The 23,918-nt window shown below is 71.2% G+C and carries 20 protein-coding genes and 1 pseudogene; 12 read left to right on the top strand and 9 right to left on the bottom strand.

Annotated features, from left to right (window positions below; all coding sequences use genetic code 11):
• Positions 1 to 125 precede the first annotated feature (125 nt).
• Together ACFVJX_RS30780 and ACFVJX_RS30775 are read right to left on the bottom strand one after the other, a co-directional pair.
• Positions 126 to 2,102, bottom strand: coding sequence for a fibronectin type III domain-containing protein (locus tag ACFVJX_RS30780; protein ID WP_384134229.1), 1,977 nt, complete (start codon positions 2,100 to 2,102; stop codon positions 126 to 128).
• 137 nt (positions 2,103 to 2,239) lie between these two features.
• Positions 2,240 to 3,451, bottom strand: a complete 1,212-nt coding sequence (locus ACFVJX_RS30775; RefSeq protein WP_384134226.1) for a HupE/UreJ family protein — start codon at positions 3,449 to 3,451, stop codon at positions 2,240 to 2,242.
• A 198-nt stretch (positions 3,452 to 3,649) separates the two neighbouring features.
• On the opposite strand from ACFVJX_RS30775, the gene ACFVJX_RS30770 reads away from it, so the two are divergent.
• Positions 3,650 to 4,327: a hypothetical protein gene (locus tag ACFVJX_RS30770; RefSeq protein WP_384134223.1), complete on the top strand. Its 678-nt coding sequence runs from the start codon at positions 3,650 to 3,652 to the stop codon at positions 4,325 to 4,327.
• Positions 4,328 to 4,386: 59 nt separating this feature from the next.
• On the opposite strand, the gene ACFVJX_RS30765 is transcribed toward ACFVJX_RS30770, so the two are convergent.
• Both ACFVJX_RS30765 and ACFVJX_RS30760 read right to left on the bottom strand, forming a co-directional pair.
• Positions 4,387 to 5,568, bottom strand: a complete 1,182-nt coding sequence (locus ACFVJX_RS30765; RefSeq protein ID WP_385746272.1) for a DUF4157 domain-containing protein — start codon at positions 5,566 to 5,568, stop codon at positions 4,387 to 4,389.
• Positions 5,569 to 5,873: 305 nt separating this feature from the next.
• Positions 5,874 to 6,938 carry a lytic polysaccharide monooxygenase gene (locus ACFVJX_RS30760; RefSeq protein WP_384134217.1) on the bottom strand — a complete coding sequence of 355 codons (1,065 nt, stop codon included), beginning with the start codon at positions 6,936 to 6,938 and terminating at the stop codon, positions 5,874 to 5,876.
• 259 nt (positions 6,939 to 7,197) lie between these two features.
• Between ACFVJX_RS30760 and ACFVJX_RS30755 the strand changes: the two genes are divergently transcribed.
• Positions 7,198 to 8,031: a Scr1 family TA system antitoxin-like transcriptional regulator gene (locus tag ACFVJX_RS30755; protein WP_384134214.1), complete on the top strand. Its 834-nt coding sequence runs from the start codon at positions 7,198 to 7,200 to the stop codon at positions 8,029 to 8,031.
• The gene (locus ACFVJX_RS30750; protein ID WP_384134211.1) at positions 8,028 to 8,249 is read left to right on the top strand and encodes a DUF397 domain-containing protein; all 222 of its coding nucleotides are present in this window, start codon (positions 8,028 to 8,030) and stop codon (positions 8,247 to 8,249) included. The genes ACFVJX_RS30755 and ACFVJX_RS30750 overlap by 4 nt, the downstream gene beginning before the upstream one ends.
• A gap of 142 nt (positions 8,250 to 8,391) precedes the next feature.
• On the opposite strand, the gene ACFVJX_RS30745 is transcribed toward ACFVJX_RS30750, so the two are convergent.
• Together ACFVJX_RS30745 and ACFVJX_RS30740 are read right to left on the bottom strand one after the other, a co-directional pair.
• On the bottom strand, positions 8,392 to 9,036 hold the full coding sequence (locus ACFVJX_RS30745) for a histidine phosphatase family protein (protein WP_384134208.1): 645 nt from the start codon (positions 9,034 to 9,036) through the stop codon (positions 8,392 to 8,394).
• Positions 9,024 to 9,506, bottom strand: a pseudogene (locus ACFVJX_RS30740) (phosphotransferase); the annotation flags it as partial. The gene ACFVJX_RS30745 and the pseudogene ACFVJX_RS30740, both read right to left, overlap by 13 nt.
• A gap of 195 nt (positions 9,507 to 9,701) precedes the next feature.
• Here ACFVJX_RS30740 and ACFVJX_RS30735 point away from each other — a divergent pair.
• Positions 9,702 to 10,085, top strand: a complete 384-nt coding sequence (locus ACFVJX_RS30735) for a VOC family protein (protein ID WP_384134205.1) — start codon at positions 9,702 to 9,704, stop codon at positions 10,083 to 10,085.
• Between the two features lie 26 nt (positions 10,086 to 10,111).
• Here ACFVJX_RS30735 and ACFVJX_RS30730 read toward each other — a convergent pair whose 3' ends face one another.
• Positions 10,112 to 10,816 (bottom strand): helix-turn-helix transcriptional regulator, encoded by a 705-nt coding sequence (locus ACFVJX_RS30730; RefSeq protein WP_384134203.1) that lies wholly within the window; start codon positions 10,814 to 10,816, stop codon positions 10,112 to 10,114.
• A gap of 86 nt (positions 10,817 to 10,902) precedes the next feature.
• Positions 10,903 to 13,158, bottom strand: a complete 2,256-nt coding sequence (yicI, locus tag ACFVJX_RS30725) for an alpha-xylosidase (RefSeq protein WP_384134200.1) — start codon at positions 13,156 to 13,158, stop codon at positions 10,903 to 10,905.
• 352 nt (positions 13,159 to 13,510) lie between these two features.
• On the opposite strand from yicI, the gene ACFVJX_RS30720 reads away from it, so the two are divergent.
• The 5 genes from ACFVJX_RS30720 to ACFVJX_RS30700 all read left to right on the top strand — a co-directional run bounded on the left by ACFVJX_RS30720 (position 13,511) and on the right by ACFVJX_RS30700 (position 18,203).
• Positions 13,511 to 13,648 (top strand): hypothetical protein, encoded by a 138-nt coding sequence (locus ACFVJX_RS30720; protein ID WP_384134235.1) that lies wholly within the window; start codon positions 13,511 to 13,513, stop codon positions 13,646 to 13,648.
• A gap of 72 nt (positions 13,649 to 13,720) precedes the next feature.
• Complete coding sequence (locus tag ACFVJX_RS30715) at positions 13,721 to 14,983, top strand: ABC transporter substrate-binding protein (protein ID WP_384134197.1); 1,263 nt, start codon at positions 13,721 to 13,723, stop codon at positions 14,981 to 14,983.
• 12 nt (positions 14,984 to 14,995) lie between these two features.
• Entirely contained in the window at positions 14,996 to 15,955 is a 960-nt protein-coding gene (locus tag ACFVJX_RS30710; protein ID WP_384134194.1) for a carbohydrate ABC transporter permease, read from the top strand.
• 5 nt (positions 15,956 to 15,960) lie between these two features.
• On the top strand, positions 15,961 to 16,815 hold the full coding sequence (locus tag ACFVJX_RS30705; RefSeq protein ID WP_384134191.1) for a carbohydrate ABC transporter permease: 855 nt from the start codon (positions 15,961 to 15,963) through the stop codon (positions 16,813 to 16,815).
• An 8-nt stretch (positions 16,816 to 16,823) separates the two neighbouring features.
• Positions 16,824 to 18,203 (top strand): GH1 family beta-glucosidase, encoded by a 1,380-nt coding sequence (locus ACFVJX_RS30700; protein WP_384134188.1) that lies wholly within the window; start codon positions 16,824 to 16,826, stop codon positions 18,201 to 18,203.
• Between the two features lie 54 nt (positions 18,204 to 18,257).
• Here the strand turns inward: ACFVJX_RS30700 and ACFVJX_RS30695 are convergent, their stop codons facing one another.
• Positions 18,258 to 19,487, bottom strand: a complete 1,230-nt coding sequence (locus ACFVJX_RS30695; RefSeq protein WP_384134184.1) for an ROK family protein — start codon at positions 19,485 to 19,487, stop codon at positions 18,258 to 18,260.
• Between the two features lie 238 nt (positions 19,488 to 19,725).
• Between ACFVJX_RS30695 and ACFVJX_RS30690 the strand changes: the two genes are divergently transcribed.
• The 3 genes from ACFVJX_RS30690 to ACFVJX_RS30680 all read left to right on the top strand — a co-directional run bounded on the left by ACFVJX_RS30690 (position 19,726) and on the right by ACFVJX_RS30680 (position 23,834).
• Positions 19,726 to 21,789, top strand: coding sequence for an FUSC family protein (locus tag ACFVJX_RS30690; RefSeq protein WP_384134182.1), 2,064 nt, complete (start codon positions 19,726 to 19,728; stop codon positions 21,787 to 21,789).
• A gap of 173 nt (positions 21,790 to 21,962) precedes the next feature.
• The gene (locus ACFVJX_RS30685; protein WP_384134179.1) at positions 21,963 to 22,814 is read left to right on the top strand and encodes an FG-GAP repeat domain-containing protein; all 852 of its coding nucleotides are present in this window, start codon (positions 21,963 to 21,965) and stop codon (positions 22,812 to 22,814) included.
• A gap of 108 nt (positions 22,815 to 22,922) precedes the next feature.
• A complete protein-coding gene (locus ACFVJX_RS30680) occupies positions 22,923 to 23,834 on the top strand; it encodes an FG-GAP repeat domain-containing protein (protein WP_384134176.1) in 912 nt (303 codons plus the stop codon).
• The last annotated feature ends 84 nt before the right edge of the window (positions 23,835 to 23,918 follow it).

Genomic DNA, 23,918 nt, shown 5'->3' with positions numbered 1-23,918 from the left:
TGGGGGGGGGGGGGGGGGGGGGGGGGGTTTTGGGGGCGCCCCTGGGTTTGGGGTTTCCTTCCGGACCGGGGGGGGGGGGGGGGGGCCCCCCCGCCCCCCCCCCCACGCCGGTGGAGCGGGGAGGGTCAGCTGCTCAGCGCAGTGATGGTGAGGGTGGCGCGGTAGCCGCCCTTCTGGACGGAGTCCGGGATCTTCAGGTCGAGGTCGGCGCCCAGCCGGGCCGTGCCACGGGCGTGCCCCTGGGGCGCGGAGCCGAGGCCGCGGGAGAGGGCCAGGCCGTCACCCTTGCCGTCGTAGCCGGAGGGGACCGAGGCACCGGCCTTGGCACCGGCGCCCTGGTCGAGGACGTACGGCGACCAGCCGAGGTAGGAGCCCGCGAACGTCTTGTCGGCGTCCTTGAACTGGCTCACACCTGCCGAGACCGCCCACGGGGAGAGGGAACGGCGGGTGTCCGACACCTTGATCGGGTTGATCTTGCCGGAGGCGGTGAAGTGGTCGCCGTTCGCCTCCTTGGCCGTGCCGAGGTCCACCAGGCCGTTGTAGCCGTCGATGGTCCAGCCGAACTCGCCCGGAGCCGGCTTCGGCACGTTCACCTGGAGGGACTGGCCGTCACCGTTGTACGGGTGGACGCTCACCTTGTCGACCACCGAGCCGACCGGCTGGGCCGCGGTGGTGTTCTTGCACCAGTCGCCCTTGGACACCTGGGAGTTGGGGGCGTCGCAGCTACCGCTGCGGATGTTCTCCACGACGAGCTTCTCGTCGCGCACCTGGACCTTGACGTAGCTGCGGACGTGCTCCTGGTTCTGGACGGAGTTGTACCAGTAGCTGTCCGGGTTCAGCGGGTCGGCGCCGTTGCCCGCGCCGCTGGTGCCGCTGGAGTCGGGCGGGGTGATGTCGTAGTACTTCGAACCCGAGGCCGAGTTGGCGGTGACGTAGAGGACGCCGCCGGGGCCGGGGTAGACGTCGGCCGCGCCGGGCTGCTCATCGGGATCGGCCTTCTTGCCGTTCTTGATGAGGTAGCTGCGGGAGTAGCTGTGGTCGTGGCCCTGGAGGACCATGTCGACGCCGAGCTTGGAGAAGGTCGTCGGGAAGTCGACCCGGCGGACCTTGTTGTCCGAGTCCTTGGCGTGCGAGGCCGGCGAGTAGATCGAGTGGTGGTAGACGAGCACCTTCCACTTGGCCTCGGAGCCGTGCTCGTTGATGACGTCGGTGACGTACTGGGTGTGCGCCTCGTCGCCCCCGCCGCCCTGGGAGGTGGCGTAGCTGTTGCTGTTGAGGTCGATGAACAGCACATCCTTGTAGATGTACCAGTAGTTGCCGCCGGAGGTGTCGGACGCCGGGTCGCCGTTGGCGTACAGCGCATCCGAGTTGTCCGTGTTCGGCGTCGAGAAGTGCTGCTCGTACGCCTTGCCGCCGACGTCGTGGTTGCCGATGGTGGCGGCCCACGGGTACTGGCGCAGCTGGTCGGGTGCCAGGAAGGAGTTCCACTGGGACTCGTTGTTGGCGCTCTCGACCTGGTCGCCGCCGGAGACCAGGATCTCGGCCTTCGGGTTGGCCTTGGTGGCCACGTCCAGGGTGTCCTGCCAGCCGGCCTGGTCCTGCGCCAGGTCCCCGGACGAGCCTATCTGCGGGTCGCCGAGGAAGAGGAAGTCGTACTCGCCCTCGAAGTCCTGGGTCGCGAAGGAGTACGCCTTGGACCAGTTGCCCTCGGTGCCCACGCGGTAGGAGTAGGCGGTGTTCTCCTTGAGGCCGGAGAGGGTGGCGCTGCGGTTGTAACCACCGCTGGCGGCGATGTTCTTGGCGCCCAGGGCGTCGAAGTTGACGGAGTCGGCGGGGAACTGGCCGCCGGTGAGCTGCGCGGTGGGGGCGAGCTGGACCTTCTGGGCGGTGTCGGCCGAGGAGTACCAGCTGACGGTGCGCTGGGTCTCGTTGGCTCCGACGCCCAGGACGATGCCGGAGAGGGTGGAGGATTCGGCCGCGGCGACGGGCGTGGCCTGCGCGCCCGTGAAGGCCACCGCCAGCCCGAGGACGGCGGCGGTGGCGCCGGTGGCCACCCGGTGCCGCACGGGCCTTCGAGCCTGCTGGGAAGGGTGCGTTCTCATGAAGTATCGATTCTTTTGTGTACAAACAGTGGGCATGAAGTGCACACACGAAGGAGGGCACCAAGCTCTCGGCACCGGGTGAACGGCGCGCGAATGCGATCCGGGCGGAGGCTGAACATCGCTGCCGGCCTGGGGTGCTACGAGCCGGTCACGCGCTGCACGAACCAGGCGAGACCTATGACCGCGACGCCCGCCGACACGGCCCCGGTGGTCCACCGGGCGGCCCGCGGCGAGCGGCGCCCGAGCAGCAGGAGCAGCGGGAACAGCACCGCGATGAAGCCGAGTTGGACGGCCTCGATGCCGATGTTGAAGACCACCAGGGACCACAGCAGGGTCCATGACCACGAGGCCTCGATGCCGAGTGCGCCGGCGAAGCCGAGGCCGTGCACGAGGCCGAAGCAGAACACGACGCCGAGACGGGTCCACCCGGCACGGTCCAGGGCGAACCGGCTCCCGTCCGGCGTCCGGAGTTCCGCGGCGCGCGCGCCGCTCCCTCTCAGGCGCCACAGGTGCCAGCTCGCGACCACGGCGATGGACAGCGCGATGACGGGCTCCACGAGGCCGGCGGGCACGTCGACCAGCCCCAGGGCGGCCAGCAGGAACGTCACCGAGTGGGCGAGGGTGAACGCGGTGGCGGCGAGGACGACTTCGCGGGGCCGCCGGGATCCGGCGATGAGGGCGAGCAGGAACAGGATGTGGTCGGTACCCGTGAGCAGGTGCTCGGCGCCGAGACGGAAGAACTCCCGGAAACGCTCCGTCCAGGACTGGCCGATCGAGAAGGCCGGGTGCCCGCTGTCGAGCGCGGCGCTGCCGGTACGGCCGTCGACGGCGTAGGTGACGATCGTCTTGGTGCCCTTGACGTAGCCCTCCGCGTCGGGGAAGAGGCCGCTGCGCATCTCGTGGTCACCGGTGCCGTGTTCGGCGCAGGTCCAGTCGAGCGCGAGCAGCGCGTAGGGCACGCCCTCCTCGGTGCCCATCCGGAACCCGCCGGCGGCGGCGGGCTCGCAGGCGGTGCCACCCGCGGTGACCGTCAGGCGCCGGGTGACGTAGTCGACGACGGTCCTGCGGTGGGAGTCGAGGGCCGCGGCCCGGGTGCGGGCGTCCCCGTTCTCGAACGCGTCGGTCCCGGAGCGGAAGAGAGGGTCGTCGGAGCCCGCGTCGGCGGCCGAGACGACGAGCAGGTCGTACTCCAGCTTCAGTTCGGTCCGCAGCGGGCCGTCACCGTCGGCGGTGACGTGCGCGTACACGACGGAGCTGAAGCCATGAGCGGCGGCGGGTCCGACGAGGCCGAGGAAGAGGAAGACCGCCGCGGCGAGGACGAGCAGCGGGCGGCGGACACGGTGCGACATGAGTCTCCTTGGGGTTGCCCGTGCACCGTGCTGGTCGCGGATGAACCGCCGACGACCGGTCAGCGAACCATGAGAAAACAAACGTTCGAAAGCGGTCGGATCGATGGAGATCGTGTGGAACGGACGAGCAGGATGTGGGAAAAGCCGCCCCTACCCGCGTCCCGCCGCCCGCCTCTCGCCTCCCTAAGGACGATCGCCTTGCACCGCCCGCCCCTGGCCGCCGTACTGGTGATGGCCGCCGCCCTGCTGACCGGATGCGCTTCGGGTGACGACTGGTCACAGCGGCGCCCCAGCCCCTCTGCCACCGGCGCGCTGGACGCGGGGTTCCTCGGTCCGCACGGATCGCCCGCACCGGAGTCGACGGTGACGCCGAGCCCGGGTTCGTGGTCCGGGGTCCGTCCCTCGCCCGGCACCCGTGTCGTCCTGCTCCGTGCGGGCAGCGACCGTCCGGCGAAGGCGCTGGCGAAGGCGGTGAAGGAGTGGGCGAAGGAGGTGGACGTGGACCTGCGGACGGTGACCGCGTCCGGCGCCGCCGACCTCCTGCCCGCCGTCACCCGGGCACTGGACCTGCACCCGGACCTCGTCGTCAGCGTGGGCAACGACCTCATCGATCCGCTGACGACGGTCAGCCCGAGCCATCTCGCCCAGGAGTTCCTGGTCGTGGGGGCGGAACTCGCCGAACCCACCCACAACGTGACGGCGGTCGACTGGACGGGGGCCTCGTTCCGCGGGGAGGGACTCGGCATGTCATCGACGTACGACCCCGCCTCGTTCACCGACGCCCGCTGCGCGGCCGCGATCCGGGCGGGCGCCTCGGCGGTGCTGACGGGGCACACCGGGATCGTGGTGTGGCTGGACCGGATCCGGGAGAACTGACCCGCGGCACCGAGGCCGCCCTCACGCGGCCCCTGCGGGGCCGATCCCCCGGCCCACTGTCAGGCCCAGCTCTCCTCGACATCGCTCCACGCCGCCTTCGGCGTGTAGGGGGCGGCCGTCTTCCTGGGCTTGGCCTTCGCCGAGGCGGTCCGCAGATCCGCGCTGTCCCACCGGGCCCGGACGGAGTACCGGACCGGTGCGCCCGCGGGGGTGAGTCCGAGGGCGACGAGCTCCGCCTGCGGGTCGTTGGTGCAGCTGAAGAGGCCACCCGCCGAGACCGCCCCGTTCCGCTGGAACCCCATGGCCGTCGGATCCTGCGTGGTGGCGTAGAAGCTCGCCTCGCCGCTGATGGTGAAGGATCCCCGCGTGGTGTCGTGGAGCTGGCTGTCGTTGCTGATCAGCGAGGTCATCCCGAAGGTGTCATGGCCCCCGTCGCTGATGGAGCCGTCCGCGTTGACCACCCACAACTCCCAGTACCGGAGCTCGTGCCCGTTGACCGTCCCGCCGGTCTGCACGTACGCGTCCAGTGCCGACGCGGCGATCGGGGACCAGCCCTGGCCGGTATGACGCTCCACGGCGAAGTTCCTGGTCACCTGCTGGATGATCACGCCCTGCCCGGGGTTGGCGACCGCCCACTCCCGCACCCGGGAGAAGTAGCCGCACACGCCCTCCTGGTTCTCACCGCTCTGGACCGCAGCGCCCAGGGCAGGCGCCGGTCCGGTGGCGGCCGGGGCGCGCTGCACGGCGCCGTGGTCCCGTGTCGCGGCCCCGCCGCCGCACCGCGCCCCGGCCCGGGTGGTGGGTGCCTGCGATGCGGCCATGACCCGGTGGGCGTTGGCCTCCGCCGCCCGCTCGAAGCGGTCGGAGGGGTCCGACACCCTCAGCCCGGTCCCGTCGTCCGTCCCCGCCACCGGCCCCGAACGCTGCTGGACGACATGGGTCAGTTCGTGGGCGAGGGTGTGCTCGTCGGTCTTCGCGCCGCCCAGGACGATGTGCTGGCCGGACGTGTACGCCCGGGCACCGATCTCCGCGGCGGAGCGCTGGGCGGTGGCGTCCGTGTGCAACCGGACGCCGGAGAAGTCCGCGCCGCCGAACCTGGCCTCCATGTCCTCGCGCACCGGTTGTTCGAGCGGGCGTCCCGCCGTGCCCAGCACGTCGTGCACCGCCGACCTCTGCACGGGACGGCCCGCGAGCATACGTGCCACCGCCGCGTTACCCACCGTTCGCTGCAGCACCGCCATCTCCTCCGCGGACCCCCGCGCCGGGCCCGGGCCGGACGGCCGTCCCGCCTCGCGCTCCCGCGGTCGCGGACGGTTGGCGCGCGTGGTGCGGCGTTCCTGCTCGTGCTCGGGCATACGGCCTCCAGCGATGGGTCCGTACCGTTGATACCGCGTCGCACCGGCCGGGCCAATGGGCGCCGGGGACGGTCACGGGGCACCTTCGCTGCACTCCACGGACACCGCTCCGCCTCGCGGACACCGGTATCTCGCGGGGACGTGCACGGACGGCCGGTACGTCCCCACGAGATACCGGCCGCCCGCGTCTCTCACCCCACGGTGCAGGCGAGCCCGGTGGCGGGATCGGGGTCGCCGCCCGTGGAGACGTATCCGAAGGTCGCGGACTCACCCGGGGCCAGGGATCCGTTCCAGTCCGTGTTGTGGACCATCACCTCCTGTCCCTGGACGGTCATCGAACCGCTCCAGAGACTGTCCACGCTCTGCCCGTCCGGCTGGGTCCAGCCGACCATCCAGCCGAGCATCGGCACGTCGCCGGAGTTGGTGACGGTCACCTCGGACTGGTAACCGCCGCTCCAGCTGCCGGTCGTGGCGAGCGTCGCGGTGCACAGGCCGGGCGGCGGTTCGGTCGGCGTCGTCGTGTCCTTGACCCCGGTCACCTCGCCGTCGCCCCCGTCGAAGACCACGTCGGAGCAGGAGTAGAACGTCTCCTGGCTGTCCGAGCGCTCCCACACCATGTAGATGACGTTGCGGCCGTCCTTGCCGGCCGGAAGCGCCCCGGACCAGGAGTAGTTGGCCTCGACCGTGCCCGGACTCCCGTTCAGCGGCGGGTGGTCGACGGTGAGGAACGGCGCCTCCTCCATGTCGTCCCAGGTCAGCGGCTGCGTCGGGTCATAGCCGTCCTTGGTGATGTAGACGTAGAACGAACCGGGGTGCGCGGCCCAGGCGTTGTACGCGAAGTCGACGGTCGCGCCCGAGGTCAGATGGGTCAGCGGCCAGTCCGCGCTGGGTGTGTTGAAGCCGGTGAAGTTGGGGTTCCCGCCGCTGCACAGCTCACCGTCCGGCACGAAGCCCCGGGTGCGGCCCGCCCCGTCGGAGCGGAGCACGGAGAACCAGTTGTAGAACGGCGTGGTCCCGCTCTCCTGCGCGGCTGCCCGGCAGGCGGGGTTGACGGGTTTGATCTCGCCGGTGTCGGTGAGCGCGTCCTGCCAGCACAGGAAGGTACGGCTGGCGGGCTTCATCGGCGTGCCGTGGGCCTCGACCGGCCCGGCGGAGGTGAGCACGACCAGCCCGAGGGCGGGCAGGGTCGTGAGGAGGGCGAGCAGGGTCAGAAGCAGGGCTCTGGGCCGGGTGGAGGCCAGTAATCGGTCGATCACGATGTACGTCCCTTCGCTGCGGCGGCTTGGGAGCGCTCCCACTGACCGGGGAGGCTAGCGCGGCGGAGCGGGACTGTAAACGGGGCCGGAGGGACCGGCCGCCGCACGCACCCTCCGCCACCGGGCCGGATCCGCGGCGGTCGGGGCGACCCCCTGGAAGGGGCCGGCGATCCGATCCGGCATTCCGGCGGCCACTCCTGCGGGTGGGTCCCGGTGCGTTCGCCGGTGGGACGGGTCGGGCTCCCGCTACATTCCGCTCATGCCACAGCCGAAGGACCTGGACCCGTACACCGACCCGCGCGCCTTCTACGGCGCCGAGTTACGCCGGCTGCGCGAGGCCGCCGGACTCTCCCAGACCGAGCTGGGCGCCCGAGCCTTCTGCTCCGGTACGTACATCGGGCTGTTCGAAGCGGGCGAGCGGCGCCCGCAGTTGGAGCTGTCACGCGCACTGGACGAGGTGCTGGGGAGCGGTAAGCATCTTGAGCGGCTGTGCAGACTGGCCCAGACGTCAAAGGTGGCGGGGTACTTCGCGGACGCGGCCGAGCTCCAGCTGCGGGCCTCGTTCATCGGCAGCTATACGTCCATGCTCGTCCTCGGTCTCCTGCAGACCGAGTCCTACGCTCGGGCGCTCACCCGCGCTGCCCATCCGTTCGCCGCCACGGACGTCATCGAGGGCCATGTCCGCACCCGCATGGAACGTACGAGCCTCCTCGACTCCCCCACCGCGCCGGTGCTTTGGGTGGTCCTCCACGAGGCGGCGCTACTGCTTCCGGTGGGCGGGAACGCCGTGATGTCCGAACAGCTCACCCACCTCGCCGAGCAGACCGCCTCGCGCCCCCGGCTCGTCACGCAGGTGCTCCCCTTCTCCGCTGGTGCCCACCCGTTCCTGCATGGGTCGATGACCCTCATGCAGTTCGCGGACGCTCCGCCCGCCGTCTACACGGAGGGTGCGTACACCGGCCAACTCGTCGAAGAGCCACTGCTGGTGGAGCAGTACAGCTCCGCATACGATCTGGCCAGGGCTGCCGCGCTGTCGCCGGAGGCATCCCTTGACCGGATCCTCTCGGCGGCGAGGGAGTTCGCGACGCCATGAGCACCACACCTGAACTGAGCACCGCTGCCTGGCGCAAGTCGTCGTACAGCAACGGGGACGGCGGCGAGTGCGTCGAGATAGCCGACAACATCCCCGGGGCCGTCCCCGTACGCGACAGCAAGGCGGCCCCCGGTGGGCCGGCGCTCATGTTCGCGGTGGCGAGCTGGGCATCCTTCGTCGCGGCGCTCGGGGACGGTTCGCTCCGAACGGCGTCATGAGATGAAATCGGTCGGCGCGCACCCGTCCACGAGCCCCTTCGCCTTCTTGCCGCGACTCCGGATCCGGGCCACCGGGTCGCCCGTGTGGCGCCGATCCCTTCGAGCCGGTGTTCCCCGGTCGAGATGATCGCGGCCCCGCTCCTCAGGTCCGTTCCGGCGTCTCCGGTACGGCCGTGGGGAACAGGCTCTCCGGCAGGGTCACGTTCCACGCCGTGATGACCGGCTGGCCGTGTTCCGTGCCGAGCCGGGACACCGCGCCCGTGGCGAGCTGGAAGAGCGTGCCCTCGGCGGGTGTCAGACCCAGGTAGCGGGCGGTCAGGACGCGCAGGAAGTGGGAGTGGGCGACGAGCACGATGTCGTCGTCCCCGGCGCGTTCGGCCGCTTCCCGGACCTCCGCCAGCACCCGGTCGGCCCGTTCGCCGACCTCTGCCGGCGTCTCGCCGGGGTGCGCCTCGGGACCCGGGGTGACACCGTCCGTCCAGAGGTTCCAGTCGGGGCGGGTGAGGTGGATGTCGTGGGTGGTGATGCCCTCGTAGCCGCCGTAATCCCACTCCCGCAGCTCGGGGGTGATCCGGGGCGCGGCGAGTCCGGCGAGTTCGGCGGTGCGCCGGGCCCGTACGGAGGGGCTGACGAGGGTGAGCGCGATGCTGCGGTCGACGAGCAGGGGCGCGAGGGCACGGGCCTGGCGTTCGCCGAGGGGCGTCAGGGGCAGGTCGGTGTGGCTCGTGTGCTGTCCGTTGCGGGACCACTCCGTCTCGCCGTGCCGGATCAGAATCAACTCGCCCATGGAGGCCATCCGCTCTCAGTGCTGTTACCGCTCACATGCTGTCGATGGTGCGAACCCGCTGGTCCACGATCGCATTCCAGCCGTGGCGACGGGGGCGGGCGCGCCCGGGAGTGACCGGATGCGGCTACTCGCCGTGCGGCCGGCCCGATGACGGCGGTGGGCCGTCCGCCGGCCGTCAGCATGTTGCCCGGTTGCGGCTCGGCGTGGATCCAGACCGGCGGGCCGGCCGGTGCGGGGGCGCTCACGGCCGCTTCCCGGATCTCGGCCGCCGCTTCGGTGCCGATCTCCGCGCGCAGGGCGGCGCGCGTCGCCGCGTCCCGGTCGGCCAGTGGTTCGCTGCGGTAGGGCGGGGGGCCGTCGGTGGTGTCGACGCGGTGGAGTGCGGTGATGAAGGCCGCGAGGTCCCGGGCGAGCGGCCTGGCATCGGTGGGGTCGCCGACGACCGGGTTGCCGCCGGCGAGCCAGCCGCAGACGGACCACCCTCCACGCCTTGCGGCGGATCAAGGAGTTTCCGCCCTGGCCACCGCACATACGAACCCGGCAGCCAGCTGTCCGGCAATCCCGTTCCGGCCCGTGTCGAAACACCGACAGGGGGCTGTCGCCGACGGCGCCGAAAGTGGGCAGGGCCGGGGCGAGCCCGGCGGATCACGTAAGGGATGAACGTCATGGCTCAGATCAACACAGTCGCCTGGTTCGAGATCGGCACCGACAAGCCGGCGGAGGCGGAGCGGTTCTACGGTGAGGTGTTCGGCTGGACGGTCGCGCACGACAGCACGAAGAGCACCGACCAGGCGTACCGGATCGTCACCACCGGTGACGGCGAGGGGCTGCCCGGCGGGTTGTTCGCGACCGGGGGCAAGCTGCCCAACTACGCGGTCTTCACCGTGCTCGTCGAGGATGTCGAGGCGACGTGCCGCCAGGTCGAGGAGGCGGGCGGCAGGGTCCAGCGCGCGCCGCAGGTCAATCCGGTCGGGGTGACGTTCGCGCACCTCCTCGATCCGGCCGGCAACCACTTCGCCGTCTTCACGCCGCCGTCCGTCCGGGCCTGAACCGCCCGGCCGCCCCCGGCGGCCCGTCAGCTCAGGGACAGCTGGTGGATGACGCCGTAGGGGATGTCGAGGTCCTCGCGCCGGAGCTCTCTCGGCTCGGGCACCTCGGCGGTGACGTGGACGGAGACGATCCGGTCAGTACGGAAGGCGCGCAGGGCGTCACGCAGCCGGCACCAGCCCAGCAGATACCAGTGGTCCGCCTTGCCGATGTAGCCGAGCGGCTCGATGTCGCGCGTCGTCGCGGCGCCCTCGCGGTCGCCGTACTCGATGCGCAGGACCCGCCCGGTGGACAGCGCGTCCGTCACGCCTCGCGGCCCCCGCGCGGGCGGGGGCGCGTCCACCGGGCCGAGCAGGTGGATTCGGCCGGCCATGTCGTGCGCGGCGGCGGCATCGTCCTGCCCCATGGCCGCGACGAGCTTGCGCAGCGCCGCCCCGGCGGTCGTCCGGAACGGTGTCCCCTCCATCCCCCGCAGGGCCACCGCCATCGCGACGGCCTCGCCGGGGGTGAGGTTGACCGGCGGGAGCGTCCGGGTCCGGTCGAGGCAGTAGCCGCCGGTGCGGCCCGGTTCGGCCCAGATCGGCACGCCGGACTGTTGCAGTGCGCTGATGTCGCGCTCGATCGTGCGTGAGCTGACCTCGAAGCGGTCGGCCAGCCAGTGTGCGCTGCGCGGGCGGGGCGAGACGGCACGGAGCTCCTCGACGAGGGCGTAGAGGCGATCGGTCCGGTTCACCCGGCCGAGTCTATGGGCTGTCCAGGCCCCGGCCCCTTCGGTCCCGGGCCGTCCGGCGCACGGGACCGAGGGGCGAATCCGCGTCCTCAGCCCCGGAGGACTTCCAGCGAGTCGTCGCCGACGACCACGACCTCGTACGGCTGGTCCGTGTCCGCCGTGACCCGCAGCGTGCCGCCCTCGCGGACCAGTACATAGGTGGCGGCTGGGGCGCCCGTGAGGTCGGGGACGGTCACCGTGCGGGTGAGGTCGCCGGTGCCCTCGGGGGCGTACACACGCAGCTCCAGGTTGCGTGTCCAGTCGCCGTCGGGGCGGGAGACGTCCGCGCCCAGCGGCAGGACGGCACCGGGGCGGACCAGCAGCGGAAGGCTGTCGAACCCGTGGGTGCCGTGGTGCCAGGCCGGTCCGGTGACGGTCTCGCCGGTCAGGAAGTGGGTCCAGGTGCCCTCGGGGACGTAGTACTCGACCTGGCCGTCCTCGCTGAAGACGGGCGCCACCAGCAGGTCGGCACCCAGCAGGTACTGGCGGTCCACCGTGCGGGTCGCCGGGTCGTCGGGGAACTCCAGCAGCATCGGGCGCATGGTGGGGACGCCGGTGCGGTGGGCCTCGACGGCCGCTCCGTACAGGTAGGGCATCAGCCGGTGCTTCAGTTCGGTGAACTGCTTGGCGACCGCGACCGCCTCGTCGCCGAACTCCCACGGCACCCGGTAGGACGAGGAGCCGTGCAGGCGGCTGTGCGAGGAGAGCAGGCCGAAGGCGAGCCAGCGCTTGAAGACCGCCGGGTCGGGGGTGCCCTCGAAGCCTCCGATGTCGTGGCTCCAGAAGCCGAAGCCGGAGAGCGAGAGGGAGAGCCCGCCGCGCAGGGACTCGGCCATCGCGCCGAAGGAGGACCAGCAGTCGCCGCCCCAGTGGACGGGGAACTGCTGGCCGCCCGCGGTGGCCGAGCGGGCGAAGAGGACCGCCTCGCCCTGGCCGCGCTCCTTCTCAAGGAGTTCGAAGACGGCCTTGTTGTACAGGTGCGTGTAGTAGTTGTGCATCCGCTCCGGGTCGGAGCCGTCGTGCCAGACGACATCGGTGGGGATGCGCTCGCCGAAGTCCGTCTTGAAGCCGTCGACTCCCTGGTCGAGGAGGGTCTTCAGCTTGCTCTGGAACCAGGCGGTGGCGTCGGGGTCGGTGAAGTCGACCAGCGCCATGCCGGCCTGCCACTTGTCCCACTGCCAGATGTCGCCATCGGGCGTGCGCACGAAGTAGCCCTTGTCGGCGCCCTCCGCGTACAGGGCGCTCTTCTGCGCGATGTACGGGTTGATCCAGACGCAGATCTTCAGCCCCTTCTCCTTGAGCCGGGCGAGCATGCCGGCCGGGTCGGGGAAGGTGTCCGGGTCCCACTCGAAGTCGCACCACTGGTACTCGCGCATCCAGAAGCAGTCGAAGTGGAACACCGAGAGCGGGATGCCGCGTTCGGACATCCCGTCCACGAAGGAGGTGACGGTCGCCTCGTCGTAGGAGGTGGTGAACGAGGTGGTCAGCCAGAGCCCGAAGGACCAGGCCGGCGGGAGGGCCGGGCGGCCGGTGAGGGCGGTGTACCGGGTGAGGACGTCCTTGGGCGTGGGGCCCGCGACGACGAAGTACTCCAGGACCTGGTCCTCGACGCTGAACTGGACCTGTCCGACGGCCTCGGAGCCGACCTCGAAGGAGACCTTGCCGGGGTGGTTGACGAAGACGCCGTAGCCGCGCGAGGAGAGGTAGAACGGGACGTTCTTGTAGGCCTGTTCGCTGCTGGTGCCGCCGTCGGCCTGCCACATGTCGACGATCTGGCCGTTCTTGACGTACGGGGTGAACCGCTCGCCGAAGCCGTGGATGGTCTCGCCGACGCCGAGGGCGAGCTGGGCGACCATGTGGTGGCCGCCGTCCTGCACGGTGGCGAAGGCGGTGCCCTTGCGCCCGGCGGCGGTCAGCAGACGGCCGTCCGCGTCGAGGAACTCCAGGCCGAAGTCGCCCCCGGTGGGCAGCCGGAGGGTGAGCGGGCCGCTGGTGAGCTCGGCGGTCGGGCCGTCGTCCCGGGTGGTGGCCGTGGCTTCCTCGGTGGCGCCGGGCAGGGCGAACTCCGGGCCGGGGCGGCGCTTGCCCGCGAGGTGGGTGACGCGGACACCGATGACGCCTTCGGCGGGGGCGTACGCCTCCACCGTGATCAGGGGCGCGTTGAGCGTGTCACCGCGCCGGGTCACGCGCTTGACGGCCGCGTGGGCGGTGAGTCGGTCAGCGTCGAGCCGCAGGTCACGAAGCTCGGTGGCGTACGAGGCGTGCACACCGTCTCGCATCTGCCAGAAGCCGTCGGTGAACTTCATGGGGGGTCTTCCTTAGCCGGTACGGGGGGTGTTCGGGGTGCATCGTCAGGAGTCCAGTCCCGATTTTGATCGTACACAAAACAAATAATTTTCGAAGCGCTTCGACGGCTCGGGAATCAATACTGCGGCCCGCCCAGGTCGAGGGGGCGGCGCCCCTCGGGCTGCCCTGACGTTGCCTCTATGTGACGGCTTTGTCACAGGAATGGTCTAGAAACAAACGGCGGGATGCCGTATTAGTACTGCCAGCAAACAAATCGGTCGGGCGGCGGTGCAGCTGTCCGGGCATGTCGACAAGAGGCAGCAGTATGTCGAATCGCTTCACCCTCACCCCCGCCGACAGGTTCACTTCCGCTTGGGCGCCGGCGACCTGCGCCAGGCCCTCGTAGCCGGCGGTCTCCAGGAGTTCGACGTGGACGGCGCAGCCGGGCGCTCCATGGCCTTCGAGGCGCTCGACCAGCTCGCCATGGAGCACCTGCCCGGCGTCAGCTGACGCCCCCGGGGGGCCGGGCCACCGCCGCCGCCGGGCACCCTTTCGCACCCCCTCTCACGCAAGGGCATCCTCGTGACAGCACCTTCCCCGGACGGCCTGCGCCAACGGCGCCGTCGTCACCACCGGCGGGTCATCGTCCCGCTCACCGTCGTCTGCGCGCTGACCGGCGGCGTCGTCCTGTCCGGCTGCGGGCAGCAGCGGGACCCGGACGTGTACACCGTCATGAACTCGTCGACCGACGAGTCCTACCACCGCTGGGACGCCCAGACCCTGGACCGGTGCAGCAAGCGGCTCGGGGTGAGGATCGAGCAGCAGAGCGTCCCGGCCGCGCAGGTGATGACGAAGGCCCTGCGGATGGCGTCGTCGAAGTCGCTGCCCGACGTCCTCCAGCTGGACGCCTCGGAGATGCCCACGTTCGCCGAGGCCGGCGGCCTGATCCCGCTGAAGGACCTCGGGCTGACCACCACGGACATCCCCGAGGGGATCGTCGACTTCGGCTCGTACGAGGGGACGTACTACGGCGCCGCGCGCACGGTGAACACCCTGGCGCTGTTCTACAACAAGGACACCCTCGACAAGGCAGGCCTGAAGGTGCCCGCCACCTGGGCCGAGATGCGGTCGACGGCGAAGAAGCTCACCCGGGGCAGGAGTTACGGGCTGGCGCTGAGCGCCGGCGGCGCGGAGGACGGCGTCTTCCAGTTCACCCCGTTCATGTGGTCCAACGGCGGCGACGAGACGAAGCTCGACAGCCCGCAGGTGGCCGGGGCACTGGACTACTGGAAGGACCTGCTCAAGGACCGTTCGCTGTCCAAGTCGACGGTCAACTGGACCCAGGCCGACGTGAACGACCAGTTCATGGCCGGCAACGCCGCCATGATGATCAACGGCCCGTGGCAGGTCGAGTCCCTCAACTCCAGGAAGGGGCTGAACTGGGGCATGGCCCGGATCCCGGTCCCGAAGGCCGGGGACGACTCGGTCGGTCCGCTGGGCGGCGGGATCCTGACCGTGCCCAACACCGGTGACAGCGCCCGGGAGAAGATGTCGGCGAAGATCATCGGCTGTATGTCGGGCGAGCAGGAGCAGATCACCTACGCGCTCAACAGCTGGATGGTCCCGGCCAACGAGAAGGCCGCCGCCGTGTGGCGCAAGAAGGTCCCGGAGCTGGCCGCTCTCGCCGGCCAGGTCGCCACCGCCCGCTCGCGCACCGCGAAGCTCGGCGCGGGCTGGTCGTCCGTCTCCCTCGCGCTGCAGAGCGCCTTCCAGTCCGCCCTCACCGGCGAGTCGAGCGAGGCCGCCCTCAAGCGCGCCCAGCAGCGCGCCACGAGCGGGAACTGAGGTATCCGAACCATGTCGACCAGCACCGCTTCCGCAGCCGCCGTTCCGGCGCCCTCGACCACCGAGGCCAGGAGGCCGCCGAACCCGGCGCGCAACCGCCGCCGCAGGCGCCTGGCCCAGTGGGGCTTCATCGCCCCCGCCGTGATCTTCATGGCGCTCTTCTTCGGCTACCCGCTCGTCCGCAACATCGTGATGAGCTTCCAGGACTACTCGCCGTCCACGTTCTTCACGGGCGAGTCCCCGTTCAACGGAACGGACAACTGGAGCAACGTCTTCAACGACGAGCTCTTCGGCAAGGCCCTGTGGCACACCATCCTGTTCACCGTCGGCTCGTTGATCGGGCAGTTCTGCATCGGTCTGGCCCTCGCGGTCTTCTTCAGCCGCCGCTTCCCGCTCAACGGCATCCTGCGGTCGCTGATCCTGCTGCCGTGGCTGGTCCCGATGGTCGTCTCCGGTGTCGTCTGGCGGCGCATCCTCGACCAGGACACCGGCGTGCTCAACTCGTTCCTGGGCACGATCGGCGTCGGCGGCGACACCCCGTGGCTGACCAGCACGAGCATGGCGCTGATCTCGGTGGTCCTGGTGAACATCTGGATCGGCATCCCGTTCAACATGGTGATCCTCTACGGCGGCCTCCAGGAGGTCCCCAAGGAGCTGTACGAAGCCGCCTCGCTCGACGGCGCCTCCGCCTGGCGGACGTTCCGCTCCATCACCCTGCCGATGCTGAGGCCCGTCATCACCGTGGTGCTGGTGCTCGGCTTCATGTCCACGGTGAAGGTCCTCGACCTGATCCTGGCGCTCACCGACGGCGGGCCCGCCGACTCCACGCAGACGCTGGGCACCCTCACGTACCAGAACTCCTTCGTCCAGCTGGACTTCGGAGCGGGTGCCGTGGTCGGCAACATCCTGATCCTGATCTCCGCCGTCTTCGCGGTGTTCTACCTGCGGGCCAACCGCAACGAGGGGAAGTGACCGGCATGGCGAGCACAGTGCGTACCCCCGCCGCCCCCGCCCATCCCACCGGCCGGCCGAAGCGGCGCTGGGGCGCCACGGTCTTCGGCGTCGTGGTGCTGTGCGTGATGCTGTTCCCGCTGTACTGGATGGTGAACACCGCGCTCCAGCCGTCGTCCGGACTGCTGGAGGTCAACTCCTTCCCGCACAGCCTGGATCTGTCGGGCTTCCGCTCGGCCATCACCGACCAGGGCCGCAACCTGCTGACGTCGCTGGCCGTGGCGCTCGGCGCGGTGGCCATCTGTCTGGCCGTCTCGGCACCCGCCGCCTACTGTCTCGCCCAGTTCAAGCTGCGCGGCACCAGGACCATCGTCTTCGGCACCCTGATCACCCAGATGGTGCCGGGCATCGTCATCGCCAACGCCCTGTACAGCGCGTACGTGGACCTCGGCCTGGTCAACTCCTACGCCGGGCTGATGCTGGCCGACGCCTCGCTCGGCATCCCGTTCGCGATCGTGCTGATGCGCTCGTTCATGGTCGCCATCCCGCGCGAGGTCATCGAGGCGGCCGAGGTGGACGGCGCGGGGCGTCTGCGCACCTTCGTGCAGGTCGTGCTGCCGATGAGCCGCAACTCCCTGATCACGGCTGGGCTGTTCTCGTTCCTGTACGCGTGGAGCGACTTCATGTTCGCGCTGACTCTCAACACCACGGATGACGTGAAGCCGATCACGCTGGGCATCTACCAGTACATCGGCGCGCACGTCGGCGACTGGGGCTCCGTCATGGCGGCTTCCGTGCTGTCGGCCGTTCCCGCGGCGGTCCTGCTCGTCCTCTCGCAGAAGTACATCGCCGCCGGGATCACCGGCGGCTCGGTCAAGTGAGGATTTCCATGCCTGAGTTCCCCGTCTTCCCGCCCGGCTTCGTCTTCGGCGCGGCCACGGCCTCGTACCAGATCGAGGGCGCCGCGCGGGAGGACGACCGCGGTCCGTCGATCTGGGACATCTACAGTCACACGCCGGGGAAGACCGACGGCGGTGACACCGGTGACATCGCCTGCGACCACTACCACCGCTACCCCCAGGACGTGGCGCTCCTGCGCGAGCTGGGCGTGGACTCGTACCGCTTCTCCATCGCCTGGTCGCGGATCCAGCCGGAGGGCAGCGGCGCGGTCAACCCGAAGGGGCTCGACTTCTACTCCCGGCTCGTCGACTCGCTCCTCGAAGCGGGCATCGAACCGGCCGCCACGCTCTACCACTGGGACCTGCCCCAGGCGCTCGAGGACCGCGGCGGCTGGCGGGTGCGCGAGACCGCGGAGCGCTTCGGGGAGTACACCGCGATCATGGCGGAGCACCTGGGCGACCGGGTACCCCGCTGGATCACGCTCAACGAGCCGTGGTGCAGCGCCTTCCTCGGCTACTCCGTGGGCCGGCACGCGCCGGGTGCGAAGGAGGGGCGCGGGGCCCTGGCCGCCGCTCACCACCTGCTGGTCGGTCACGGCCTGGCGATGCGGGAACTGCGTGCGGCCGGGGTCCGCGAGGCGGGCATCACGCTCAACCTCGACCGCAACGTCCCGGCCACCGAGTCGGACGCCGACCTGGCCGCAGTCGTCCGCGCGGACACCCAGCACAACCTGGTGTGGACCGAGCCGGTCCTCGCGGGCCGCTACCCGGTCACCGAGGAGGAGACCTGGGGCGAGCTGATCACCGCGCAGGACTTCCGGCGCGAGGGCGATCTGGAGCTGATCTCCCAGCCGATGGACTTCCTGGGCATCAACTACTACCGCCCGATCGTGGTCGCCGCGGCCCCGCACCGCGAGCCCGACCCGGCGCTGCGGGTCGCCACCGACAACCGCTACAGCGAGGGCGAGTACCGGGGCGTGCGGAAGACGGCGATGGGCTGGCCGGTCGTGCCGGAGTCCTTCACCGACCTGCTGACCGCGCTGAAGCAGACGTACGGCGACGCGCTGCCGCCGGTGCACATCACGGAGAACGGCTCGGCGGAGTCCGACTCGGTGGACGCGGACGGCTCGGTGCACGACGCGGACCGGGTCGAGTACCTGCGCACCCATCTGACCGCGCTGCGGACGGCGATGGACGCGGGCGTGGATGTCCGGGGCTACTACGTCTGGTCGCTGCTGGACAACTTCGAGTGGGCGCTCGGGTACGCGAAGCGGTTCGGGATCATCCGGGTCGACTACGACACCCAGGAGCGCACCCCCAAGGACAGCTACCGCTGGTACCAGGAGCTGATCGCGGCCCACCGGAAGTAGCCGGAGCGGCCGGGGTGCGCGGGAGCGGCCGGGGTGCGCCGTGCACCCCGGCCGTCAGCGCGCCGCGTACGCCGCCGGGTCCGCCAGGACACCGTGCACCACCCGGGCCGCGGCCCCCCTCGCCGCGTCGCCGGAGAGCGAGGAGGCCCGCAGCCGGCTGCCGTTGCCGTGCCACCGCCCCGAGACCACCCGGTCGGCGAGCTGTGCCTGAGCGGCGTCCGCGAGCCACGGCATCAGATCGCGGTAGATGCCGCCCAGTACGACGGTGTCCAGGTCGAAGAGGTTCACCGCGCCGGACAGCACCAGGCCCATCCGGTCCCCCGCCACCCGGAACGCCTCCAGCGTCCTCGTGTCGCCCGCCGCGGCCCGCTTCTCCAGCTCGCCGAGCCCGCGCGGACCCGCCTGCGGATCGATCCCGGCGGCCCGCAGCAGCGCCGCCTGACCGGCGTACTGCTCAAGGCAGCCGCGTGCCCCGCACCCGCAGAGCGGTCCCTCCGGGTCGACCACCACGTGCCCCACCTCACCGGCGAAGCCGTGGGCGCCGCGCAGCAGTTCGCCGTGGAGCACCAGTGCGCCGCCGACGCCGATCTCGCCGGTGAGGTAGAGGAAGCAGCCGCTCGTCCCGAGGCCGCCGAACCACAGCTCGGCCAGCGCCGCGAGATTGGCCTCGTTGTCGGAGCTGACGGCCAGCGCCCGGCCCGCCGGGCGCAGCGTGCTGAGTGCCTGGCCGAAGATGCCCTCCGCCGCGACCCGGTACCAGCCCAGGTTGGGTGCCTGGCGCACCATTCCGCCGGAGACCAGTCCGGGCAGCGCGAGCTCGACCCCGACGGCCCGCAGGCCCTGCTCGCCGGTGGAGGTGATGACCCGGTTGGTGAGCCGCGCCGCGTGGGCGAGCACCTCGGCGGGCGGGGTGCTCCGGTTGTCCACGTGCTCGGTGACCCGGACCCGGTCGGTGCCGGTCAGCCCGACCGCGCAGACCGAGACGTAGTCGATGTTGATCTCGACGCCGAGCCCCGCCGGGCCGGTGTCCGACACCTTCAGCACGGTGCCCGGCCGGCCCGCGCTGCCGCTGAACGTCTTGCCTGACTCGGTGAGCTGGTCCAGGGACAGCAGCTCCTCGACGAGCGAGGAGACGGCGGCCCGGGTCAGCCCGACCCGGCTCGCCACCCGGGCCCGGGTCGCCTCGCCCTCCTCCAGTACGGCGCGCAGGACGAGGCCGAGGTTGTGGCGGCGCACGGACTCGGTTCCGGCCCTGGTGCCGGCTCGGGTGGCATGGATCGTCATCAGGCCTTCGAGCGTAGGCCCTCGCCCGCCGACGGCGCGCGCGCATCCTGCGACGACCTGCGGGTTTCGTGCCGCCGGGACGATGCGGCAAGGGGCGGGCCCCGGTGATCACACGCCTGAAACACCAGCGCAGCCCGCCCGACAGAACACCCTGTTACGTTCGTCGTACGCGGCCGCCGTCGCCCGCTCCGCCCGTCCCGGACCCCGTGGTCCGGCCGGTGAACGAGGAGGACCAGCGGTGCACTTTCCGGTACGGCGAGCCGTCGGCACGAGGCTGCGGGGCGCCCTGCGCACGGCCGGGCCGCGGCGCCACGCGCCCGACTGGCTCACCCATGTGACCCGGCTGCGCCGGGCCCCCGTCCCCCGGACGGCGATGGTGCGCGGCGCGCTGGGAGCGGGGCCCCTGCTCGGCGCCGGGATCGCCGCGGGGCATCCGGGGCCGGGGGTACTCGCCGCGCTGGGCGCGATGCTCGCCGGGGTCAACGACCGTCCGGGGACCCGCCGCAAGGGCCTGGTCCACATCGGCCTTCCGGCCGTGGCCGGCGCGCTCGGGCTGCTCGTCGGCGCCCTGGTCGCGGACGGCACGGACCGATGGGCGGCGGTCCCCGTCCTCTTCCTGGTGGGCTGGGTCTCCGGGACCCTCAGCACGAGGGGCGCCGTGTGGTCGGCGGCCGCCCTCCAGATGCTGGTCACCACCACCATCGGGATGGGGATGCCACTGGCGGGACCGGCCTGGCTGAAGGCCCTGTGCTTCCTGTCCGGGGCCGGCTGGCTCGTCCTGCTTCGCCTGTCGCTGCGCTCACCGCGCTCCCGGGGCGCGACGCGGTGGAGCGGTGAACGCGAGACCGTGGCGGCGGTGTTCGACGCGCTCGCGGACGCGCTTGAGGCGCTCGGCGGGCCTCGGGCGGAGACCGCCCGACGCAGGCTCGTGGCCGCGCAGCAGCAGGCGGACGAGGCGCTGCGGCTGATGCGGTTGCTGCCCTGGCCCGGCCGGGCCGACGGCCCCGGGCACCGCCTCGCCGAGCGCTTCGGCGCCGCCGTCGCGCTGTGCGAGGCGAGCATCGCGCTGCTGTGGGAGGGCCGGGCGGTTCCGGAGGAGGTGGCCGAGGGCCCGCGCCGGCTGGCCGCCGCGGTCCGGACCGGCGGACCGGCGGGAGCGCTGCCGAGCCCGCGGTCGGACACCGTCGCCCGCCTCGCCTTCGACCGCGCGGTACTGGCCGCGGCGGTGACCTTCGACCGGACGACGGCCGGGGCGCCCGCTCCGGTGCCGGGGACGGCGAAGGCCGGACGCGGCACGGGCGGGGCGCACTCCGGACTCCGCCCGGGCCCGTTCACCCCGGCCGGACGGGAGTACGGGCTGCGGGTGGCGCTCTGCGTCTCGGTCACCGCGGCCGTCGCGCTGCTCCTGCACGAGGACCACTGGTACTGGCTGCCGGCCACCGCCGCGTTCCTGGTGAAGCCGGACATGGGTCCGCTGTTCTCACGGGTGGTGAACCGGTTCGCCGGGACCGTCGCCGGAGTCCTCGCCTTCGTGGCTCTCATGGCCGTGCCGGGCGTGCCGGGCCGGCCGCTCGTCGTGCCGGCCGTCGTCGTGGCCGGCGCCCTGCTGCCCCTCTCCACCAGGCACTTCGCGTTCCAGACGGCGGTGATCACCGTGCTGGTGCTGTCGTTCGTGCACACCGCGGGCGACACCGAGGCCGCGGCTTCCCGGCTGCTGGAGACGTTCCTGGCCTGCGTCATCGTGCTGCTCGTCGGTCATCTGCCGCTACTGGCCGATCCCCGGGTGCGGGTCGGCCACCGGTTCGCCGTCACGCTGCGCTGCACCGAGCGCTATCTGCGCCATGTGCTGGACGCGCCGGAACCGGGCGGGGCGGTGCACCGGGCCGACGCCCGGGGTCTGGCCCTGCGCGGCGCCGCGTACCGCGCGCTGGCCGAGGCGAGGGCGGCCGCGGAGACGGCGGCGGCCGAGTTGCCGGGGCCGTTCGGCGGGCGGCGTCAGGACTGGTCGGCGGTGACGGTGGCGGCCGAGCTCGTCGTCGACGCGGCGACCACGTGCGCCCTGCGGGTCGAACACGGGGTCCCGCGCCCCTCACGGGACGACGTGGAGCGGGTGACGACGGCGCTTTCCCTCCAGGCGGCGTCGCTGGAGGACGGCCACCGCACCCTGCGTCCCGCGCCGGGCGCCGGGCCGGGCAACTGCCGTTCGCTGCGCGATGTGATGACCCAGTTGCACGGTATTCACCGGCTGACCACGACCGGACTCCCCGGTCCTTCGGCGGCCTGCCCGGCACCACCGTCCTGACCTCAGCGAATCCCGTAACACCCGCATATCCGGGCGAAGATGTCGTGGTGGCATCATTTCGCCAAACCCTTGGACACGTGAGGGAGTCGTGAAAGGATCACCCTCAATTCCGTGGCGTGTCCCCGTATCCCGCGGCGCGTCACGCCTCGTCCCACCACCCATGGAGAACACACGTGGCCAAGAACTCTGGCCGTCGGCCCGGACGGACTGCCGCCCGTCTCACCGCCGCCGCGATAACCGCGGCCCTGGTCGGCACCGGTGCCGCCGCCTTCGCCGCCGAGCCGGGCGACGCCCCCATGTTCGGCATCGCCGGCCTGGACAGCGCCGGCACCTCGTACTACTACACCCCGTCCGGCGACGGCACCATCGAGCAGCGCGTGCAGCTCGACACCGGCTGGAAGGACGTCAAGTTCCTCGGCCGGGTGGACAACAACGCCGACAACGTCGCGGACGGCCGCTGGCAGCTCAGCACCAACGGCGACATCCAGTACTACGCCAACGACAACTCCGCGGCGAAGAAGGTCGGCTACGGCTGGGACATCTACAACAAGCTGGTGTCCCCCGGCCAGTTCGGCGGCGCCGAGGGCGGTGACCTGCTCGGCCGTGACGGCAAGGGCGACCTCTACCTGTACCTGGGCTACGGCGACGGCACGGTCACCAAGCGCATCAAGGTCGGCTACGGCTGGGACATCTACACCGAGATCGCCGGCAACGGAGACCTGAACGGCGACGGCAGGAACGACCTCGTCGCACGCGACAAGTCCGGCGTCCTGTGGCTCTACAAAGGCACCGGCGACCAGAAGGCCCCGTACGCCAAGCGCACCGAGATCGGCAGCGGCTGGAACCAGTACAACGCCATCTTCGCCCCCGGTGACATCGACCTGGACGGCATCACGGACCTGATCGCCCGGAACCCCGCCGGCGAGCTCTACCTGTACAAGGGCACCGGCAAGGCCTCGGCCCCCTACAAGCCCAAGGCGATCATCGGGACATCGGGCTGGAACACCTACCGCCTGTTCTTCTGATCAAAAAGCCAGGTTTCGAGCCCCAAATCGTGACACGATTCAGCTGAATCCGTGGCTCGCCGCCGACCCGCGGCGAGCCACGACCCATCACGATCCATGGAGCACTTCGTGGCCGAAACCTCTGGCCGTAACCACAGACGCACAGTTGCTCGCGCAGCAGCCGCGGCACTCACCGCCGCCCTCGTCGCCACCGGCACCTCCGCCGTGGCAGCGGACGCCCCGCAGCCCTCGCTCGGCGCGGCAGCGGGCCTGCCGTCCTCGGCGGCCTCCGTCGCGGCCGCGCCCGTCACCCCGGCGTTCGCCCTGTACGGCGTGAACTCGTCGGGTACCGCGTACTCCTACGCACCGGACGGCAAGGGCGGACTCACCGCTCGTGACGTCTCCGGTTCGGGCTGGACCGGCGTCTCCGCCATGTTCCAGGTCGACCACCAGGGCGACGGCACGAGCGACGGCCTCTGGTTCCGCCAGACCAACGGGGACATGGGCTACCTGAAGTTCGACTCGTCGTCGGTCAAGATCGGCTACGGCTGGAACATCTACGACAAGCTCGTCTCGCCCGGCAACATCGGCGGCGCCGCCGCGGGCGACCTGCTCGCCCGCACCCCCAGTGGTGACCTGTACGCCTACCTCGGCTACGGCACCGGCAAGGTGACGGGCCGTATCAAGGTCGGCTACGGCTGGAACATCTACAGCGAGATCGCCGGCAACGGCGACCTGAACGGCGACGGCAAGAACGATGTCGTCGCCCGCGACAAGTCCGGCGTCCTGTGGCTCTACAAGGGCACGGGCGACCAGAAGGCCCCGTTCGCCAAGCGCACCGAGATCGGCAGCGGCTGGAACCAGTACAACAAGCTGGTCTCCACGGGTGACCTCGACCTGGACGGCCGGACCGACCTCGTCGCCCGCGACAAGGCCGGTGCGCTCTACCTGTACAAGGGCACCGGCAACGCCGCGGCCCCGTACAAGGCCAAGGTGAAGATCGGTACGACCGGCTGGAACAGCTACAAGTTCCTCTTCTGAGGACACGCGAGAGGGCCGCACCCCCCGCGCCGGGGGGTCGGCCCGGTCGCCCTCCAGCCGGGGTTCCCAACTTTAGGATGAGGT

Source organism: Streptomyces sp. NPDC127177, from assembly GCF_042672475.1.
In the GTDB taxonomy this organism is placed as follows: Bacteria; Actinomycetota; Actinomycetes; order Streptomycetales; family Streptomycetaceae; genus Streptomyces.
Note: the sequence above shows the minus strand (reverse complement) of the source record. Positions and strands in the feature narration are given on the sequence as shown.

Bases quoted from the DNA above. Each gene is read 5' to 3' on its own strand.
- ACFVJX_RS30780 (WP_384134229.1), bottom strand. From the start codon at position 2,102: ATGAGAACGCACCCTTCCCAGCAGGCTCGAAGGCCCGTGCGGCACCGG.
- ACFVJX_RS30775 (WP_384134226.1), bottom strand. From the start codon at position 3,451: ATGTCGCACCGTGTCCGCCGCCCGCTGCTCGTCCTCGCCGCGGCGGTC.
- ACFVJX_RS30765 (WP_385746272.1), bottom strand. From the start codon at position 5,568: ATGGCGGTGCTGCAGCGAACGGTGGGTAACGCGGCGGTGGCACGTATG.
- ACFVJX_RS30755 (WP_384134214.1), top strand. From the start codon at position 7,198: ATGCCACAGCCGAAGGACCTGGACCCGTACACCGACCCGCGCGCCTTC.
- ACFVJX_RS30750 (WP_384134211.1), top strand. From the start codon at position 8,028: ATGAGCACCACACCTGAACTGAGCACCGCTGCCTGGCGCAAGTCGTCG.
- ACFVJX_RS30745 (WP_384134208.1), bottom strand. From the start codon at position 9,036: ATGGGCGAGTTGATTCTGATCCGGCACGGCGAGACGGAGTGGTCCCGC.
- ACFVJX_RS30735 (WP_384134205.1), top strand. From the start codon at position 9,702: ATGGCTCAGATCAACACAGTCGCCTGGTTCGAGATCGGCACCGACAAG.
- yicI (WP_384134200.1), bottom strand. From the start codon at position 13,158: ATGAAGTTCACCGACGGCTTCTGGCAGATGCGAGACGGTGTGCACGCC.
- ACFVJX_RS30710 (WP_384134194.1), top strand. From the start codon at position 14,996: ATGTCGACCAGCACCGCTTCCGCAGCCGCCGTTCCGGCGCCCTCGACC.
- ACFVJX_RS30705 (WP_384134191.1), top strand. From the start codon at position 15,961: ATGGCGAGCACAGTGCGTACCCCCGCCGCCCCCGCCCATCCCACCGGC.
- ACFVJX_RS30700 (WP_384134188.1), top strand. From the start codon at position 16,824: ATGCCTGAGTTCCCCGTCTTCCCGCCCGGCTTCGTCTTCGGCGCGGCC.
- ACFVJX_RS30695 (WP_384134184.1), bottom strand. From the start codon at position 19,487: ATGACGATCCATGCCACCCGAGCCGGCACCAGGGCCGGAACCGAGTCC.